The 16,126-nt window shown below is 53.0% G+C and carries 15 protein-coding genes and 1 other annotated feature; of the genes, 9 read left to right on the forward strand and 6 right to left on the reverse strand.

Going from position 1 to position 16,126, the window contains the following annotated elements; all coding sequences use genetic code 11:
• Nucleotides 1-108: 108 nt before the first annotated feature.
• Nucleotides 109-2,706: a type I DNA topoisomerase gene (gene topA / locus OGY08_RS04510; protein WP_003833325.1), complete on the reverse strand. Its 2,598-nt coding sequence runs from the start codon at nucleotides 2,704-2,706 to the stop codon at nucleotides 109-111.
• A gap of 398 nt (nucleotides 2,707-3,104) precedes the next feature.
• Between topA and OGY08_RS04515 the strand changes: the two genes are divergently transcribed.
• Nucleotides 3,105-3,356 carry a YciN family protein gene (locus OGY08_RS04515; RefSeq protein WP_003020616.1) on the forward strand — a complete coding sequence of 84 codons (252 nt, stop codon included), beginning with the start codon at nucleotides 3,105-3,107 and terminating at the stop codon, nucleotides 3,354-3,356.
• 108 nt (nucleotides 3,357-3,464) lie between these two features.
• Here the strand turns inward: OGY08_RS04515 and sohB are convergent, their stop codons facing one another.
• Nucleotides 3,465-4,511 (reverse strand): protease SohB, encoded by a 1,047-nt coding sequence (sohB, locus tag OGY08_RS04520; RefSeq protein WP_286565743.1) that lies wholly within the window; start codon nucleotides 4,509-4,511, stop codon nucleotides 3,465-3,467.
• A 221-nt stretch (nucleotides 4,512-4,732) separates the two neighbouring features.
• Between sohB and OGY08_RS04525 the strand changes: the two genes are divergently transcribed.
• Nucleotides 4,733-5,494, forward strand: coding sequence for a YciK family oxidoreductase (locus OGY08_RS04525; RefSeq protein ID WP_008784935.1), 762 nt, complete (start codon nucleotides 4,733-4,735; stop codon nucleotides 5,492-5,494).
• Nucleotides 5,491-6,081 (forward strand): cob(I)yrinic acid a,c-diamide adenosyltransferase, encoded by a 591-nt coding sequence (gene cobO, locus OGY08_RS04530; protein ID WP_032943609.1) that lies wholly within the window; start codon nucleotides 5,491-5,493, stop codon nucleotides 6,079-6,081. The genes OGY08_RS04525 and cobO overlap by 4 nt, the downstream gene beginning before the upstream one ends.
• Nucleotides 6,082-6,164: 83 nt before the next feature.
• Here the strand turns inward: cobO and rluB are convergent, their stop codons facing one another.
• The 3 genes from rluB to rnm all read right to left on the reverse strand — a co-directional run bounded on the left by rluB (nucleotide 6,165) and on the right by rnm (nucleotide 8,636).
• A complete protein-coding gene (rluB, locus tag OGY08_RS04535) occupies nucleotides 6,165-7,040 on the reverse strand; it encodes a 23S rRNA pseudouridine(2605) synthase RluB (protein WP_003020625.1) in 876 nt (291 codons plus the stop codon).
• 100 nt (nucleotides 7,041-7,140) lie between these two features.
• Complete coding sequence (locus OGY08_RS04540) at nucleotides 7,141-7,761, reverse strand: L-threonylcarbamoyladenylate synthase (protein ID WP_003833336.1); 621 nt, start codon at nucleotides 7,759-7,761, stop codon at nucleotides 7,141-7,143.
• The gene (gene rnm, locus OGY08_RS04545) at nucleotides 7,758-8,636 is read right to left on the reverse strand and encodes an RNase RNM (protein ID WP_060682125.1); all 879 of its coding nucleotides are present in this window, start codon (nucleotides 8,634-8,636) and stop codon (nucleotides 7,758-7,760) included. Before rnm ends, OGY08_RS04540 begins: the two co-directional genes overlap by 4 nt.
• A 135-nt stretch (nucleotides 8,637-8,771) precedes the next feature.
• Here rnm and trpL point away from each other — a divergent pair, with 135 nt between their 5' ends.
• The 6 genes from trpL to trpA all read left to right on the forward strand — a co-directional run bounded on the left by trpL (nucleotide 8,772) and on the right by trpA (nucleotide 15,440).
• On the forward strand, nucleotides 8,772-8,816 hold the full coding sequence (gene trpL, locus OGY08_RS04550; RefSeq protein ID WP_012905981.1) for a trp operon leader peptide: 45 nt from the start codon (nucleotides 8,772-8,774) through the stop codon (nucleotides 8,814-8,816).
• Nucleotides 8,793-8,887 (forward strand) — a sequence feature (Trp leader region). It overlaps the preceding gene by 24 nt.
• Before the next feature lie 23 nt (nucleotides 8,888-8,910).
• Nucleotides 8,911-10,473: an anthranilate synthase component 1 gene (locus OGY08_RS04555; protein WP_032943611.1), complete on the forward strand. Its 1,563-nt coding sequence runs from the start codon at nucleotides 8,911-8,913 to the stop codon at nucleotides 10,471-10,473.
• Nucleotides 10,473-12,068, forward strand: coding sequence for a bifunctional anthranilate synthase glutamate amidotransferase component TrpG/anthranilate phosphoribosyltransferase TrpD (gene trpD / locus OGY08_RS04560; RefSeq protein ID WP_125363577.1), 1,596 nt, complete (start codon nucleotides 10,473-10,475; stop codon nucleotides 12,066-12,068). The genes OGY08_RS04555 and trpD overlap by 1 nt, the downstream gene beginning before the upstream one ends.
• A 3-nt stretch (nucleotides 12,069-12,071) precedes the next feature.
• A complete protein-coding gene (trpCF, locus tag OGY08_RS04565) occupies nucleotides 12,072-13,430 on the forward strand; it encodes a bifunctional indole-3-glycerol-phosphate synthase TrpC/phosphoribosylanthranilate isomerase TrpF (protein WP_032944436.1) in 1,359 nt (452 codons plus the stop codon).
• A 10-nt stretch (nucleotides 13,431-13,440) separates the two neighbouring features.
• Entirely contained in the window at nucleotides 13,441-14,634 is a 1,194-nt protein-coding gene (gene trpB, locus OGY08_RS04570; protein ID WP_003020645.1) for a tryptophan synthase subunit beta, read from the forward strand.
• Nucleotides 14,634-15,440, forward strand: a complete 807-nt coding sequence (gene trpA / locus OGY08_RS04575; protein WP_057067326.1) for a tryptophan synthase subunit alpha — start codon at nucleotides 14,634-14,636, stop codon at nucleotides 15,438-15,440. The genes trpB and trpA overlap by 1 nt, the downstream gene beginning before the upstream one ends.
• A gap of 113 nt (nucleotides 15,441-15,553) precedes the next feature.
• Here the strand turns inward: trpA and tnpA are convergent, their stop codons facing one another.
• Nucleotides 15,554-16,012 (reverse strand): IS200/IS605 family transposase, encoded by a 459-nt coding sequence (gene tnpA / locus OGY08_RS04580; RefSeq protein WP_057069660.1) that lies wholly within the window; start codon nucleotides 16,010-16,012, stop codon nucleotides 15,554-15,556.
• Nucleotides 16,013-16,126: the final 114 nt, after the last annotated feature.

The following is a 16,126-nucleotide window of genomic DNA, read 5'->3' on the forward strand; positions in this document are numbered from 1 at the left end:
ACTATATCATTTATATGAACGCTGTATAGGTATGACAAAAAATAATATGCCAGAAACAAAAAGGGCCGTTTACGCGACCCTTTGAGGAGAAATTCAGCCGAAACGCTGTTATTTCTTCCCTTCTACCCATTTACCGTCAACGAAGAACGCGGACCAGCCAGTCGCCTTACCGTCTTTCTCAGCGGCAACGTATTGCTGCTTGGTTTTACGGCTGAAACGAACCATAGACTTGTTACCATCCGGGTCAGTTTGCGGCGCATCTGCCAGATAACGCAGTTTTTCCGGCAGGCGATCGCGGAAGCGGTACAACTCTTCCACCAACGGCGCACGAGTCTCACGTGATTTCGGGAACGTATTGGCCGCCAGGAAGATACCTGCAGCACCATCACGTAACACGAAATACGCGTCAGATTTTTCACACGGCAGTTCCGGCAGCGGAACCGGATCTTCTTTCGGCGGAGCAACTTCACCGTTACGCAGGATCTTACGGGTGTTTTTACACTCGTCGTTAGTACACGCCATGTACTTGCCGAAACGTCCCATTTTCAGGTGCATTTCAGAACCACATTTTTCGCACTCTACGATAGGACCGTCATAACCCTTGATACGGAATTCACCCTCTTCGATCTCGTAGCCGTCGCAGGTTGGGTTATTACCACACACATGCAATTTACGCTTAGGATCGATGAGATAACTGTCCATTGCTGTACCGCACTTCTGGCAGCGGCGTTTGGCGCGCAATGCGTTCGTTTCCGCGTCATCGCCTTCCAGCACGTTCAATACTTCGTTTTCCGGCACCAGGTTAATGGTGGTTTTGCAACGCTCTTTCGGGGAAAGTGCGTAGCCGGAGCAACCAAGGAAAACGCCGGTACTGGCGGTACGAATACCCATCTTGCGTCCGCAGGTCGGGCAATCAATGCTGGTCAGCACCATCTGGTTCGGACGCATACCGCCTTCTTCAGGATCTTTCTCGGCTTTATCTAACTGCTGAGTAAAATCAGTGAAGAAGTTGTCGAGTACGCCCTTCCATTCGGCTTCGTGATTCGCCACCTGGTCGAGGCTGTCTTCCATCTGCGCGGTAAAATCGTAGTTCATCAGTTCGCGGAAGTTTTCTTCCAGACGATCGGTGACGATTTCACCCATTTTTTCAGCGTAGAAGCGACGGTTTTCAACGCGAACATAACCGCGATCCTGAATCGTAGAGATGATCGACGCATAGGTGGATGGACGACCAATGCCACGCTTTTCAAGCTCTTTAACCAGCGAAGCTTCACTGAAGCGCGCAGGCGGCTTGGTGAAATGCTGCGCAGGTGTCAGCTCGATAAGCGTCAAGGTATCGCCTTTATCCACCGCCGGTAAGATGCGATCTTCATCGCCCTTACGCAGCGCTGGCATCACTTTGGTCCAACCATCGAAGCGCAGAATACGACCACGCGCTTTCAGACGGAAATCACCCGCACCCACGGTCAGGGTGGTAGAGTCATATTTCGCTGGCGTCATCTGACAAGCAACAAACTGGCGCCAGATCAGCTGATACAGTTTTTGCGCATCGGCTTCCATATCTTTCAGCGACTCCGCCAGTACGGCGACATCGGAAGGACGGATAGCTTCGTGTGCTTCCTGCGAGTTCTCTTTGCTGGCGTACTGGTTCGCGCTCTCCGGCAAATATTTTTTGCCAAAATTATCACTGATGTAATCGCGAACCATGGTGACAGCATCCTGGCTCAGATTGGTTGAGTCAGTACGCATGTAAGTGATGTAACCCGCTTCATACAAGCGCTGCGCCATCATCATGGTTTTCTTCACACCAAAGCCCAGACGCGTACTCGCAGCCTGCTGTAGCGTGGAGGTAATGAACGGTGCGCTCGGCTTGCTGCTGGTCGGTTTATCTTCACGTTCCAGGACGCTATAGCGCGCTTTTTCCAACAGGCTAACCGCGGCAAGCGTTTGTTCCCGATTTACAGGACGGAACGGTTTATCATTTTGATGCGTCACCTCAAGCGGCAACGCGTCACCGCCCGGCGTGGTCGTATTAGCATCAATTTCCCAGAACTCTTCTGGAACAAATGCTTTGATTTCGCGTTCACGCTCAACCACCAGACGCACAGCCACAGACTGTACGCGACCGGCAGACAGACCACGCGCAATTTTTTTCCACAGCAGTGGCGACACCATATAGCCCACAACACGGTCCATAAAGCGGCGCGCCTGTTGCGCATTAACACGATCGATGTTCAACTCGCCCGGTTTTTCAAACGCCTGGCGAATAGCATTTTTGGTAATTTCGTTAAACACCACGCGGCTGTAGCGGGTGTCGTCGCCACCGATGACTTCCCGCAGGTGCCATGCAATGGCTTCCCCTTCGCGGTCAAGGTCGGTTGCGAGATAGATGTGGTCGGCTTTTTCAGCCAGTTGCTTCAGTTCAGAAACAACTTTCTCTTTACCAGGCAGCACTTCATAGCGCGCATCCCAGTTGTGCCACGGGTCAACACCCATACGGTTGACGAGAGCGCCACGTTCATCCTTTTTGGGCTTTTTAGCCGTTTTGGTGGAGGTTGAGTCGGCGCTCTTTTTAGTTGCTGAGCCACTGGTCGGCAAATCACGGATATGACCGACGCTGGATTTCACCACGTAGTCATTACCCAGATACTTGTTGATCGTTTTGGCTTTTGCCGGGGACTCAACGATGACAAGAGCTTTACCCATATTCACCTTTACCTAATTTGATTCTTCCAGAATGCGTCGCACGTTGATTCACCTTCCACTGGCGACGAGACATCGATATGGTCTCTGCGTCGGCGGATATCAACCCCTTAAACTGTTTCGCGCTTGTAATGTAACTCTCATGTAACTGAGTTAACAGGCTTTTTTTCTCACAAACGCTCTAGCACGACGAAGTATTGGTCGAATGTCAAGCAAATCTGTTGCCAGATTGACGAAAGCGTCACACTGTACCTGATAAAATGCGTTACGCAACTTTATTAGCATGCAAAAACAAATCTCGCCAGTTGTAACACTGTCGTAAAACCTTCATTTATGTCAGGGAATATTTGCCCATAAGGCGGGCTCAGCGTAGACTAATGTCCTTGTTTAAGGAGTAAATCATGCATAAAGACACTCAACCCATCGATCGCGAAACACTGCTGATTGAAGCCAACAAAATCATTCGTGAGCATGAGGACACGCTGGCGGGGATTGTCGCCACCGGCGTTACGCAGCGAAACGGCGTGCTGGTTTTCAGCGGAGATTACTTTTTAGACGAGCAAGGGCTACCAACGCCCAAAAGTACGGCTGTGTTTAATATGTTTAAACACCTGGCGCACGTACTTTCTGAAAAGTATCACTTGATCGATTAACTCGAGAAATAATTTGCCGGATGGCGGCAACACCTTATCCAGCCTACATTGATGCTTATTTGTAGGCCGGATAGGATATGTGAGCATCGCTATCCGGCAATGACAATTTTACATCAGTGGCTTCTGCCCCCGCGGCCACCAGCGCATCAGCAAACGATCGGCGCTCTCCGCCGCACTACCGGTAAAACGATCCATCAGCTTTTTACGCTGCAGATAGCGAACGTTCAACACTTCACGACCTTCCATCAGCCCGAGGATCACCTCATCGCTGGTGTTGATCTCATCCACCAGCCCATTTGCCAGCGCCTGTTGACCAAACCAGTGTTCACCCGTGGCAACCTGCTCAATGTCCAGAGTCGGGCGCATACGATGGACAAAATCTTTAAACAAATGATGTGTTTCATTCAGATCTTCACGGAATTTCTGCCGCCCTTCTTCCGTGTTCTCGCCAAGCAGCGTCAGCGTACGCTTGTACTGTCCGGCGGTGTGCAGTTCGATATCAATATCTTTCCCTTTCAGGAAGCGGTTAAAGTTCGGGATCTGCGCCACCACGCCAATTGAGCCGACGATAGCAAACGGCGCCGAAACAATTTTATCTGCCACGCAGGCCATCATATATCCGCCGCTCGCAGCGACTTTATCTACCGTGACGGTCAGTGGGATCTGCTTATCGCGCAGGCGTTGTAACTGGGACGCAGCCAGGCCATAACCATGTACCACACCGCCCGGGCTTTCCAGACGAACCACCACCTGATCCTGAGGTTTAACAACCGCCAGCACCGCCGTCACCTCTTCGCGTAATGCGCTGACCTCATGGGCATCCATACTGCCTTTAAAATCAAGCACCCATACACGAGGTTTATCTGATGACGTACTGTCACCCAGTTTTGCTTTTGCCTTGGCAGCCTTCGCCTCCAGCTTCTGTTTCTTTTTCTGCGCCTTATGCCAGAATTTTTGCTGATGCCCATCCAATAAGGCCAGCGACAGGTCTTCCTTCATCTCTTTATATTGATCGCTGAGGTTAATAACCCGCAATTCCCCACGCTGACGTTTGCGTTGTGTCGCGTTTACGATCAGCATCACCACCACTGCAATAGCCACCACGACAGTGACAATTTTTGCCAAAAACAGCCCATATTCAGACAACAATTCCACGAGACCCACCTTGGTTAAACAACGCGACTTCCGCTCAGTGTACAACAGGCGTGTCACCTCGTCTTGCTTCATACATCCAGTGCTGAATCAGTAAAAAGCATGACAAAGCGTTCATTTTGCGGTGTTATTGCCTTTGGCTGATTGAAAAAGAACAGGGTTTAAGGCATAAAGCCCAAAAGTTATTGCGAACGAGATGGCCAGGGCGTCGCCGAGGAGTAGCCGTGCATTACCAACCTAAACAAGACCTTTTACAGGGCCGCATTATTCTTGTCACCGGTGCCAGCGATGGTATCGGACGCGAAGCCGCGCAGACCTATGCACGCTATGGCGCGACCGTTATCCTGCTTGGGCGTAACGAAGAAAAACTGCGTCAGGTTGCCCGCACTATCGCCGATGAAAACGGAACACAACCACAGTGGTTTACACTGGATTTACTGACCTGTACCTCTGAAGAATGTCACCAGCTTGCACAGCGCATTGCCGCACATTTCCCACGTCTGGATGGCGTACTGCATAACGCCGGATTACTCGGCGATATTTGCCCAATGAGTGAACAAAACCCGCAGGTCTGGCAGGATGTGATGCAGGTAAATGTGAATGCCACTTTTATGCTGACTCAGGCATTGCTGCCGTTGTTACTCAAATCCGATGCCGGATCGCTGGTCTTTACCTCTTCCAGCGTTGGCCGCCAGGGACGCGCCAATTGGGGGGCGTATGCCACCTCAAAATTTGCTACCGAAGGGATGATGCAGGTTCTGGCTGATGAGTATCAAAACCGTCATCTGCGCGTAAACTGTATCAATCCTGGTGGAACACGAACTGGCATGCGAGCCAGCGCATTCCCCACGGAAGATCCACAAAAATTGAAAACTCCCGCCGATATTATGCCGCTCTACCTGTGGCTGATGGGCGATGACAGCCGCCGTAAAACCGGTATGACTTTTGACGCCCAGCCGGGCCGTAAACCAGGAATTGCCCAATGAGTGAAGAACGCTATCAACAACGTCAACAGCGCGTAAAAGATCGGGTTGACGCACGCGTTGCCGCCGCTACGGACGAGCGCGGGATCATCATCGTATTCACTGGAAATGGTAAGGGTAAAACCACCGCCGCATTCGGTACCGCCACGCGCGCGGTGGGCCACGGTAAAAAAGTCGGCGTCGTACAATTTATTAAAGGTACGTGGCCAAACGGAGAACGTAACTTACTTGAACCCCACGGCGTAGAGTTTCAGGTTATGGCGACAGGATTTACCTGGGAAACGCAAAACCGTGAGTCCGACACCGCGGCCTGTATGGCCGTGTGGGAACACGGTAAGCGGATGCTGGCCGACGATAAACTGGATATGGTGGTGCTGGACGAGCTGACCTATATGGTGGCATACGACTATCTGCCGCTTGAAGAGGTCATCACTGCCCTAAACGCGCGCCCTGCCCATCAAACGGTGATTATCACCGGCCGTGGATGTCATCGCGATATTCTGGAGTTAGCGGATACGGTCAGCGAGTTGCGCCCGGTCAAGCATGCGTTTGAAGCGGGCGTGAAGGCCCAGATAGGGATTGATTACTGACAGTAGGCCGGATAAGGCGCTTGCGCCGCATCCGGCTCCACGCTAAGGCCTGATGGCGCTTTGCTTATCAGGCCCACTCATAATTAACCGTTGTTGCTACGACCACCCGGACGACGGCTGCTACCGACCTGTGAGTGCCGCTTCACCGCACGACGGATCTGATTTGCCTTCATGCGACGACGATCTTTCTCGACGGCAACTTTAGATGTCGTTTCCGGCTTCAGTTCCACCAGTTCACGCAGATAGTTGGTTTGCGCGAGGTCAAGCTCTGTCCAGCCACCACGCGGCAGGCCTTTCGGCAGCGGGATATCACCGTAACGAACACGAATAAGACGGCTTACCTGTACACCTACAGCTTCCCACAGGCGACGGACTTCACGGTTACGCCCTTCGGTCAGCGTGACGTTATACCACTGGTTGATCCCTTCACCACCGCTAAACTTGATCGTTTTAAATGCCGCCGGACCATCTTCCAGCTGTACGCCACGACTCAGATCGCGCAGTTTTGCATCATCAACCTGACCAAACACACGTACCGCATATTCACGTTCGACTTCACGGCTTGGGTGCATCAGACGGTTAGCCAGTTCACCATCGGTGGTAAACAGCAGTAAACCGCAGGTATTCACGTCCAGACGCCCTACGGCAATCCAGCGCGCATCACGCAGTTTTGGCAAACGATCGAACACGGTCGGACGACCTTCCGGGTCGTTGCGGGTACACAGTTCACCTTCTGGCTTGTAATAGGCCAGAACGCGGCAGATTTGCTCTGCAGACTCTTTAACCGAAATCAGATGACCGTCGATACGGATTTTCAGACCCGGAGTGACTTCAACGCGATCGCCGAGCGTGGCAATTTTGCCATCAACGCTCACGCGACCCGCGGCAATAATAGATTCGATTTCACGGCGAGAACCGTGGCCAGCGCGCGCCAGCACTTTTTGTAACTTTTCGCTCATAGAGCTTCCTTTAGATGTCGCCTTCACAGGCGTCGAACAGGAGAATCAACGGCGCCAGTCAGCGCCATTTTAAGGCCGCGTAGTATAGCGGTTCGCGCCCTTATAAGAAAGGTTTAACGTCGCCGACGCCTTCACGCAACACCACCGGGGAATCGTCGGTTAAATCGATGACCGTGGTCGGCTGCTGACCGAGATAGCCACCGTGGATAATCAAATCCACCAGTTTTTCCAGACGGTCTTTAATCTCTTCCGGGTCTGACTCAGTAAATTCACTGCCCGGCAGCATCAGCGATGTAGAGAGCATCGGCTCGCCCAGTGCTTCCAGCAGCGCCAGCGCAATCGGATTCGATGGCACACGCAGGCCGATGGTCTTACGTTTTTCCTGCAACAAACGGCGCGGAACTTCTTTCGTCCCTTTCAGGATGAAGGTGTAGTTACCCGGCGTGTTGTTTTTAATTAAACGGAATGCCACGTTGTCGACAAAAGAATAGGTCGACAGTTCGGACAGGTCACGACACATCAGCGTAAAGTTGTGCCCGTCCGGCAGATGACGGATGCGGCAAATGCGCTCCATGGCGCCTTTATCTTCAATTTTGCAGCCCAACGCATAGCCGGAATCGGTTGGATAGACGATCACCCCACCTTTACGCACGATTTCAACGGCCTGATTGATCAGTCGCTGCTGCGGGTTTTCGGGATGAATATAAAAAAACTGACTCATACTTTCCTCTCTGTGATCGCGGGCTGCTCCCAAAGTTGCCAGACGCCTTCTACGCCTGCGGGCAACCAAAGTTTACGGCCCAACTCAATCCATGGGCAGGGTAGATGAAAATCAGACCCTTGCGATGCCCACAGTTGATGCGAACGCGCAAGCGTCGCCAGATGGGTGCGTTCATTGGGAGACTGCTGGCACTGTGCTACTTCCATCGCGTCGCCGCGATGTTCAGCAAAATGTGCAACCAGTCTTTTCAGCCACTTAGCGCTAAGATCGTACCGCCCAGGATGAGCCAGAACAGCCTTACCGCCAGAATGATGAATGACATCAATAGCTTGTTCTATTGTACACCACTGTGGCGGAACGTAACCGGTTTTCCCACGGGCAAGATATTTTTTAAAGACATCCGCCATGGTTGTGGCTTTTCCACATTCCATCAGGAAACGCGCAAAATGGCCCCGCGTAACCGCCCCGCCATCGGCCAGGCGTAACGCCCCTTCCCAAGCGCCGGGGATATGCGCTTTGTCGAGTCGTTCGGCAATCAGGCGTGCACGCTGCTGACGACGTTCCGTTTGTTGCGCCAGAAACTCACACATCATGGGATGGGCGATATCAATGTTCAGACCCACTATATGGATCTCATGGTTTTCCCAGACCGTTGATATCTCGACGCCAGGGATCAAATTTAAGGCTAAACCTGAACGTGAAATTTCTTCTCTTGCCGCCGCAATGCCGGCCGTGGTGTCATGATCGGTGATCGCCAGTGTACCGACTCGCATCTCTACCGCACGGTGTACTAAGGCTTCTGGCGTTAATCGCCCATCGGAGGCTGTAGTATGACTGTGCAGGTCATAAATCACTGCGTAATTCGTGTCGCTCAAGGCGGCTCCCGTTTCAATAAATGTCGTATCACGCCCATCATAGCGGTTTCGACAAATATACTGAAATCAGGTGTTGACTTTATTCCATCGAACTAGTTAACTAGTACGCAAGTTCACATGAAGAAGGTATCTGAGATGAAAGCAACATTTGTTCTGCACGGTTGGTGGCGCACTTCCTGATTTCGGGCAGTGTCTTACGTCTGCAATATGCAACCAGATACCCGGCCCGCCAAATGAGCGGGCTTTTTTTTGAACAAAATTAATGAGAATAACGATGCAAACTCAAAAACCGACACTCGAACTGCTTGCCTGCGATGCCGCCTACCGTGAGAATCCGACGGCGCTGTTTCATCAAGTGTGTGGCGCACGTCCAGCAACACTGCTGCTGGAATCTGCAGATATCGACAGCAAAGACGATCTGAAGAGCCTGCTGCTGGTCGACAGCGCATTACGCATTACCGCTCTCGGTGACACTGTCACTATTCAGGCATTGTCCGCAAACGGCGCATCGCTGCTGTCGCTGCTGGATGTTGCCCTGCCCGCTGGCGTTGAGAACGAACAACAGCCGAATGGTCGTCATCTGCGATTCCCTGCCGTCAGCCCTCTGCTCGATGAAGACGCCCGCTTATGCTCCCTGTCCGTATTTGATGCATTCCGTTTATTGCAGGAGCTGGTTAATGTTCCAGCGCAAGAACGTGAAGCGATGTTCTTCGGCGGTCTGTTTTCTTACGATCTGGTTGCCGGTTTTGAAGATTTACCTCAGCTTGAAGCGGGCAACCGTTGCCCTGACTACTGCTTCTATCTGGCAGAAACGCTGATGGTTATCGACCACCAGACAAAAAGCACCCGTATTCAGGCCAGTATTTTTACCCCCAATGATGCGGAAAAACAGCGACTTAATGCTCGTCTGGCGCAATTGAGCCAGCAGCTTACCGAGCCTGCGCCGCCGTTGCCGGTCACTGAAGTCCCGCAGATGCGCTGCGAGTGCAATCAGAGCGATGAAGAGTTTGGCGCCGTAGTTCGTGGCATGCAAAAAGCGATTCGCGCGGGCGAAATTTTCCAGGTGGTGCCATCCCGCCGTTTCTCGCTGCCCTGCCCATCTCCGCTGGCGGCCTACTATGTGCTGAAGAAAAGTAACCCCAGCCCATACATGTTTTTCATGCAGGACAACGATTTCACGCTGTTTGGCGCCTCCCCGGAAAGCTCGCTGAAATACGATGCCACCAGCCGCCAGATTGAGATCTACCCGATTGCTGGTACTCGCCCGCGCGGTCGTCGTGCGGACGGTTCGCTTGATCGCGATCTCGACAGCCGTATCGAGCTGGAGATGCGTACCGACCATAAAGAGCTTTCTGAGCACCTGATGCTGGTTGACCTTGCGCGTAACGACCTGGCGCGCATCTGTACGCCTGGCAGCCGCTATGTTGCTGACCTCACCAAGGTCGATCGTTACTCCTTCGTTATGCACCTGGTTTCGCGCGTGGTCGGCGAACTACGTAGCGATCTGGATGTGCTGCACGCTTACCGCGCCTGTATGAATATGGGCACGTTAAGCGGAGCGCCAAAAGTTCGCGCCATGCAGCTTATCGCCGAGGCAGAGGGTCGTCGCCGTGGCAGTTACGGCGGTGCGGTAGGTTACTTCACGGCGCATGGCGATCTAGATACCTGTATTGTCATTCGCTCCGCCCTCGTGGAAGACGGTATTGCCACCGTACAAGCCGGTGCCGGGATTGTTCTGGATTCTGTACCGCAGTCTGAAGCCGATGAAACCCGTAATAAAGCGCGCGCGGTTCTGCGTGCTATCGCTACCGCGCACCACGCACAGGAGACCTTCTAATGGCTGACATTCTGCTGCTTGATAACATCGATTCTTTTACCTATAACCTGGCGGATCAGCTGCGTACTAATGGTCACAACGTGGTGATTTACCGCAACCATATTCCGGCCCAGACGTTGATTGACCGCTTAGCAACCATGAAAAATCCGGTGCTGATGCTTTCTCCAGGACCAGGCGCGCCAAGCGAAGCGGGTTGCATGCCGGAGCTGTTAACCCGTTTGCGCGGCAAGCTGCCAATCATCGGTATTTGTCTGGGACACCAGGCCATTGTTGAAGCCTATGGTGGATATGTGGGCCAGGCCGGAGAGATCCTGCACGGCAAAGCGTCCAGCATTGAACACGACGGTCAGGCGATGTTTGCTGGTCTGGCGAATCCGCTGCCGGTGGCACGCTATCATTCACTGGTTGGCAGCAACGTACCTGCTGGGTTGACCATTAACGCCCACTTTAACGGCATGGTGATGGCGGTGCGTCACGATACCGATCGCGTCTGCGGCTTCCAGTTCCATCCGGAATCAATTCTGACCACCCAGGGCGCGCGTTTGCTGGAACAAACGCTGGCCTGGGCGCAACAGAAGCTTGAACAAACCAATACGCTGCAACCCATTCTGGAGAAACTGTATCAGGCCCTGACGCTGTCCCAGCAGGAAAGTCACCAGCTGTTTTCCGCAGTCGTTCGCGGTGAACTGAAGCCGGAACAACTGGCTGCAGCGCTGGTGAGCATGAAAATTCGTGGCGAACACCCGAATGAAATTGCCGGTGCGGCAACCGCGCTGCTGGAAAACGCCGCCCCGTTCCCGCGCCCTGATTATCTGTTTGCCGATATTGTCGGTACCGGCGGCGACGGCAGCAACAGCATCAATATTTCTACCGCCAGCGCCTTTGTTGCGGCGGCTTGCGGACTGAAAGTTGCCAAACACGGCAACCGCAGTGTCTCCAGCAAGTCTGGCTCTTCGGATCTGTTAGCGGCATTTGGCATCAATCTGGATATGAACGCTGATAAATCCCGTCAGGCGCTAGACGACCTCGGGGTGTGCTTCCTGTTTGCGCCGAAATATCACACCGGTTTTCGCCATGCCATGCCGGTACGCCAGCAGCTGAAAACCCGCACGCTGTTTAACGTGCTCGGCCCGTTGATTAACCCGGCGCATCCGCCGCTGGCGCTGATCGGCGTTTACAGCCCGGAACTGGTGCTACCGATTGCTGAAACGCTGCGCGTGCTGGGATATCAACGAGCAGCCGTGGTGCACAGTGGTGGCATGGACGAAGTTTCGCTGCATGCGCCGACCATTGTGGCAGAGCTGCACGATGGGGAAATCAAGAGTTATCAACTGACGGCAGAAGACTTTGGTTTGACGCCTTACCACCAGGAACAGCTGGCTGGCGGCACGCCGGAAGAAAACCGTGACATTCTTAGTCGCTTGTTACAAGGTAAAGGTGAAGCCGCTCATGAAGCTGCTGTTGCCGCGAATGTCGCCATGTTAATGCGCCTGCACGGTGAAGAAGATTTAAAAGCCAATGCGCAAACCGTGATTAATGTACTGCGTAGCGGTGCGGCCTATGACCGCGTCACTGCACTGGCAGCAAGAGGGTAAATGATGCAAACCGTTTTAGCGAAAATTGTCGCAGACAAGGCGATTTGGGTAGAAGCCCGCAAACAGCAACAACCGCTGGCCAGCTTTCAAAATGATGTTCAGCCTGGCTCACGTGATTTCTACGATGCGCTGCAAGGTGCACGCACCGCCTTTATTCTGGAATGCAAAAAAGCATCTCCATCAAAAGGCGTGATCCGTGATGACTTCGACCCGGCACAGATTGCGAGCATCTATAAACATTATGCTTCCGCGATCTCCGTACTGACCGATGAGAAGTATTTCCAGGGGAGCTTTGATTTCCTGCCTATTGTCAGCCGCATCGCACCGCAGCCGATTCTGTGTAAGGACTTTATTATCGATCCTTACCAGATTTACCTGGCGCGTTTCTACCAGGCGGACGCCTGTTTGCTGATGCTGTCGGTGCTCGATGATGAGCAATATCGTCAACTCGCCGCCGTCGCCCACAGCCTGAAAATGGGCGTACTGACCGAAGTCAGTAACGAAGAAGAGCTGGAGCGTGCTATCGCACTGGGCGCCAAAGTCGTTGGTATCAACAACCGTGACTTACGCGATCTGTCGATTGATCTGAATCGCACCCGTCAACTGGCGCCGCGACTAGGGCACGGTGTGACCGTCATCAGTGAGTCCGGCATCAATACTTACGGTCAGGTGCGCGAGCTCAGCCACTTCGCCAACGGTTTTCTGATTGGCTCCGCGCTGATGTCGCATGCTGATCTGCACGTCGCCGTGCGTCGCGTACTGCTCGGCGAGAATAAAGTCTGCGGTTTAACCCGGGCTCAGGATGCAAATGCGGCATACGAAGCGGGTGCCATTTACGGCGGCTTGATTTTTGTCCCCACATCACCGCGCGCGGTCAACGTTGAACAAGCGCGAGAGGTCATGACCGGCGCGCCGCTGCAATACGTCGGGGTGTTTCGCAACTCAGATATTACCGACGTGAGCGCAACAGCGGCGGAGCTGGGACTAACTGCCGTGCAACTGCACGGTAACGAAGACCAGTCCTATGTTGACGCCCTGCGCGACTTACTGCCCGCACAGGTGCAAATCTGGAAGGCACTCAGCGTCAGCGAGACGTTGCCAGCCCGTGATTATCAGCATGTCGATAAATACGTCTTCGACAACGGCCAGGGCGGCAGCGGTCAACGCTTCGACTGGTCACTTTTAGGCGGACAATCGCTGGATAACGTTTTACTGGCTGGCGGACTCGGCGCAGATAACTGCGTTGACGCGGCAAAAACCGGCTGTGCCGGTCTCGATTTCAATTCTGGCGTAGAGTCACAGCCGGGCATCAAAGATGCACGTCTTCTGGCTTCGGTCTTTCAGACGCTGCGCGCATATTAAGGAAAAGGACATGACAACATTACTCAATCCGTACTTTGGTGAATTTGGCGGTATGTATGTGCCACAGATTCTGATGCCTGCCCTGCGCCAGCTGGAAGAAGCTTTTGTCAGCGCACAAAAGGATCCTGAATTTCAGGCGCAGTTTACAGATCTGCTGAAAAACTATGCGGGTCGCCCAACCGCACTGACCAAGTGCCAGAACATTACTCAAGGCACCAACACGACGCTGTATCTCAAGCGTGAAGACTTACTGCACGGCGGCGCGCACAAAACCAACCAGGTGCTGGGTCAGGCGTTACTGGCGAAGCGCATGGGTAAAACGGAAATCATCGCCGAAACAGGCGCGGGTCAGCACGGTGTTGCATCTGCTCTCGCCAGCGCGCTGCTGGGGTTGAAATGCCGTATTTATATGGGCGCGAAAGATGTTGAACGTCAGTCGCCTAACGTTTTCCGTATGCGTTTGATGGGCGCTGAAGTTATCCCCGTTCACAGCGGTTCCGCAACGCTGAAAGATGCCTGTAACGAAGCGCTTCGCGACTGGTCTGGCAGCTACGATACCGCGCACTACATGCTCGGTACGGCGGCTGGTCCGCACCCCTTCCCGACCATTGTGCGTGAGTTCCAGCGCATGATCGGTGAAGAAACCAAGGCGCAGATTCTGGAAAAAGAAGGCCGTCTGCCGGACGCCGTTATCGCCTGCGTGGGCGGCGGTTCTAACGCCATCGGGATGTTCGCCGATTTTATTAATGAAACCAGCGTAGGTCTGATTGGCGTAGAGCCAGGCGGTCACGGGATTGAGTCTGGAGAACACGGCGCGCCGTTGAAGCATGGTCGTGTCGGGATATACTTCGGCATGAAGTCCCCAATGATGCAGACTGAAGAAGGACAGATTGAAGAGTCTTACTCTATTTCTGCAGGGCTGGACTTCCCATCGGTCGGGCCACAGCATGCATACCTGAACAGCATTGGTCGCGCCGATTATGTTTCAATCACCGATGATGAAGCACTGGAAGCCTTCAAAACGCTGTGTCTGCACGAGGGAATTATCCCGGCACTGGAGTCCTCCCATGCCCTGGCGCACGCGTTGAAAATGATGCGTGAGAATCCAGAAAAAGAGCAGTTGCTGGTGGTTAATCTCTCCGGTCGCGGCGACAAAGACATTTTCACCGTACACGATATTTTGAAAGCGCGAGGGGAAATCTGATGGAACGTTACGAAAACCTGTTTGCACAGTTGAAGGACCGCAAAGAAGGCGCTTTTGTCCCCTTCGTAACCCTGGGCGATCCGTCTGTTGAACAGTCACTGAAAATCATTGATACGCTGATTGAAGCCGGTGCCGACGCGCTTGAGCTCGGCATTCCGTTCTCCGATCCGCTGGCAGATGGCCCAACTATTCAGGAAGCCACCCTGCGTGCGTTTGCCGCCGGCGTTACACCGTCGCAATGCTTTGAAATGCTGGCGCTGATTCGCCAGAAGCATCCGACGATTCCCATTGGGTTGCTGATGTATGCCAACCTGGTCTTCAGCAAGGGCATTGACGAGTTTTACGCCCAGTGCGAAAAAGTGGGTGTGGATTCTGTGTTAGTGGCCGATGTTCCCGTTGAAGAGTCTGCACCATTCAGAACTGCAGCGCTCCGTCACAATATTGCACCAATTTTCATCTGCCCGCCGAACGCTGATGAAGAACTGCTACGCCAGATTGCCTCTTATGGTCGTGGCTACACTTATCTGCTTTCACGTGCAGGCGTGACCGGTGCCGAAAATCGTGCGGCATTACCGCTGCATCATCTGGTTGAAAAGCTGAAACAATATGGTGCGCCACCTTCTTTACAGGGCTTTGGTATTTCTGCGCCTGAACAGGTCGCTGGTGCTATTGAAGCCGGTGCTGCCGGTGCAATTTCCGGCTCGGCAATTGTGAAAATCATTGAGAAAAATGTTGCGGCACCGGAACAGATGCTGGCTGAGCTGAAAGCGTTTGTCAGCGCGATGAAAGCCGCCACCCACCAATAAGCTAAATAAATATCCTCCGGCATAGCCGGAGGTTTTTCTGATGCGCCTATAAGGCTCTGTTACCAGCCGCGCCCTAACAGGCGCATACGATCTGACATTTGCATCAGACTTCGTTACTTACGGCCCGTAAACGGGCTACCCGGATAAGGGATCGATAACTGCTCGCCCATTTTATCCTCTGCAAGCTGGTGCTTTATGTATTCCTGTATCCTTGCTGTGTTCTTACCCACCGTATCTACGTAATACCCACGACACCAGAACTCCCTGTTCCTGTATTTAAACTTCATATCACCAAACTGCTCATACAACATCAGACTGCTTTTACCTTTCAGATAACCCATAAAACCGGATACGCTCATTTTGGGCGGGATTTCCACAAGCATATGGATATGATCTGCACAGCATTCCGCTTCCAGGATCCGCACGTTTTTCCACTCACACAGCTTTCTTAAGATGCTGCCTATCGCCCTACGTTTCTCCCCGTAGAATGCTTGTCTTCGGTATTTGGGCGCAAAAACTATGTGATATTTACAGTTCCATCGGGTGTGCGCTAAGCTCTTTTCGTCCCCCATTGGGACCCCCTTTTGATTTCTTGTTTAACCCTTGCAGTTGCCAGACCGCAAGGTGTTTTAACAAATCAAAAGGGGTTTTAATAACTGGCCCAAAGCTGAAAGCTTTCCGGAACC

This window comes from Citrobacter sp. Cpo069, from assembly GCF_030332785.1.
In the GTDB taxonomy this organism is placed as follows: Bacteria; Pseudomonadota; Gammaproteobacteria; order Enterobacterales; family Enterobacteriaceae; genus Citrobacter; species Citrobacter portucalensis.

What these genes read in the sequence shown, in the direction of transcription:
- trpCF (WP_032944436.1), top strand. Translation starts at nt 12,072, where the DNA reads ATGCAAACCGTTTTAGCGAAAATTGTCGCAGACAAGGCGATTTGGGTA.
- trpA (WP_057067326.1), top strand. Translation starts at nt 14,634, where the DNA reads ATGGAACGTTACGAAAACCTGTTTGCACAGTTGAAGGACCGCAAAGAA.
- OGY08_RS04555 (WP_032943611.1), top strand. Translation starts at nt 8,911, where the DNA reads ATGCAAACTCAAAAACCGACACTCGAACTGCTTGCCTGCGATGCCGCC.
- topA (WP_003833325.1), bottom strand. Translation starts at nt 2,706, where the DNA reads ATGGGTAAAGCTCTTGTCATCGTTGAGTCCCCGGCAAAAGCCAAAACG.
- trpD (WP_125363577.1), top strand. Translation starts at nt 10,473, where the DNA reads ATGGCTGACATTCTGCTGCTTGATAACATCGATTCTTTTACCTATAAC.
- rluB (WP_003020625.1), bottom strand. Translation starts at nt 7,040, where the DNA reads ATGAGCGAAAAGTTACAAAAAGTGCTGGCGCGCGCTGGCCACGGTTCT.
- tnpA (WP_057069660.1), bottom strand. Translation starts at nt 16,012, where the DNA reads ATGGGGGACGAAAAGAGCTTAGCGCACACCCGATGGAACTGTAAATAT.
- OGY08_RS04515 (WP_003020616.1), top strand. Translation starts at nt 3,105, where the DNA reads ATGCATAAAGACACTCAACCCATCGATCGCGAAACACTGCTGATTGAA.
- trpB (WP_003020645.1), top strand. Translation starts at nt 13,441, where the DNA reads ATGACAACATTACTCAATCCGTACTTTGGTGAATTTGGCGGTATGTAT.
- cobO (WP_032943609.1), top strand. Translation starts at nt 5,491, where the DNA reads ATGAGTGAAGAACGCTATCAACAACGTCAACAGCGCGTAAAAGATCGG.
- OGY08_RS04540 (WP_003833336.1), bottom strand. Translation starts at nt 7,761, where the DNA reads ATGAGTCAGTTTTTTTATATTCATCCCGAAAACCCGCAGCAGCGACTG.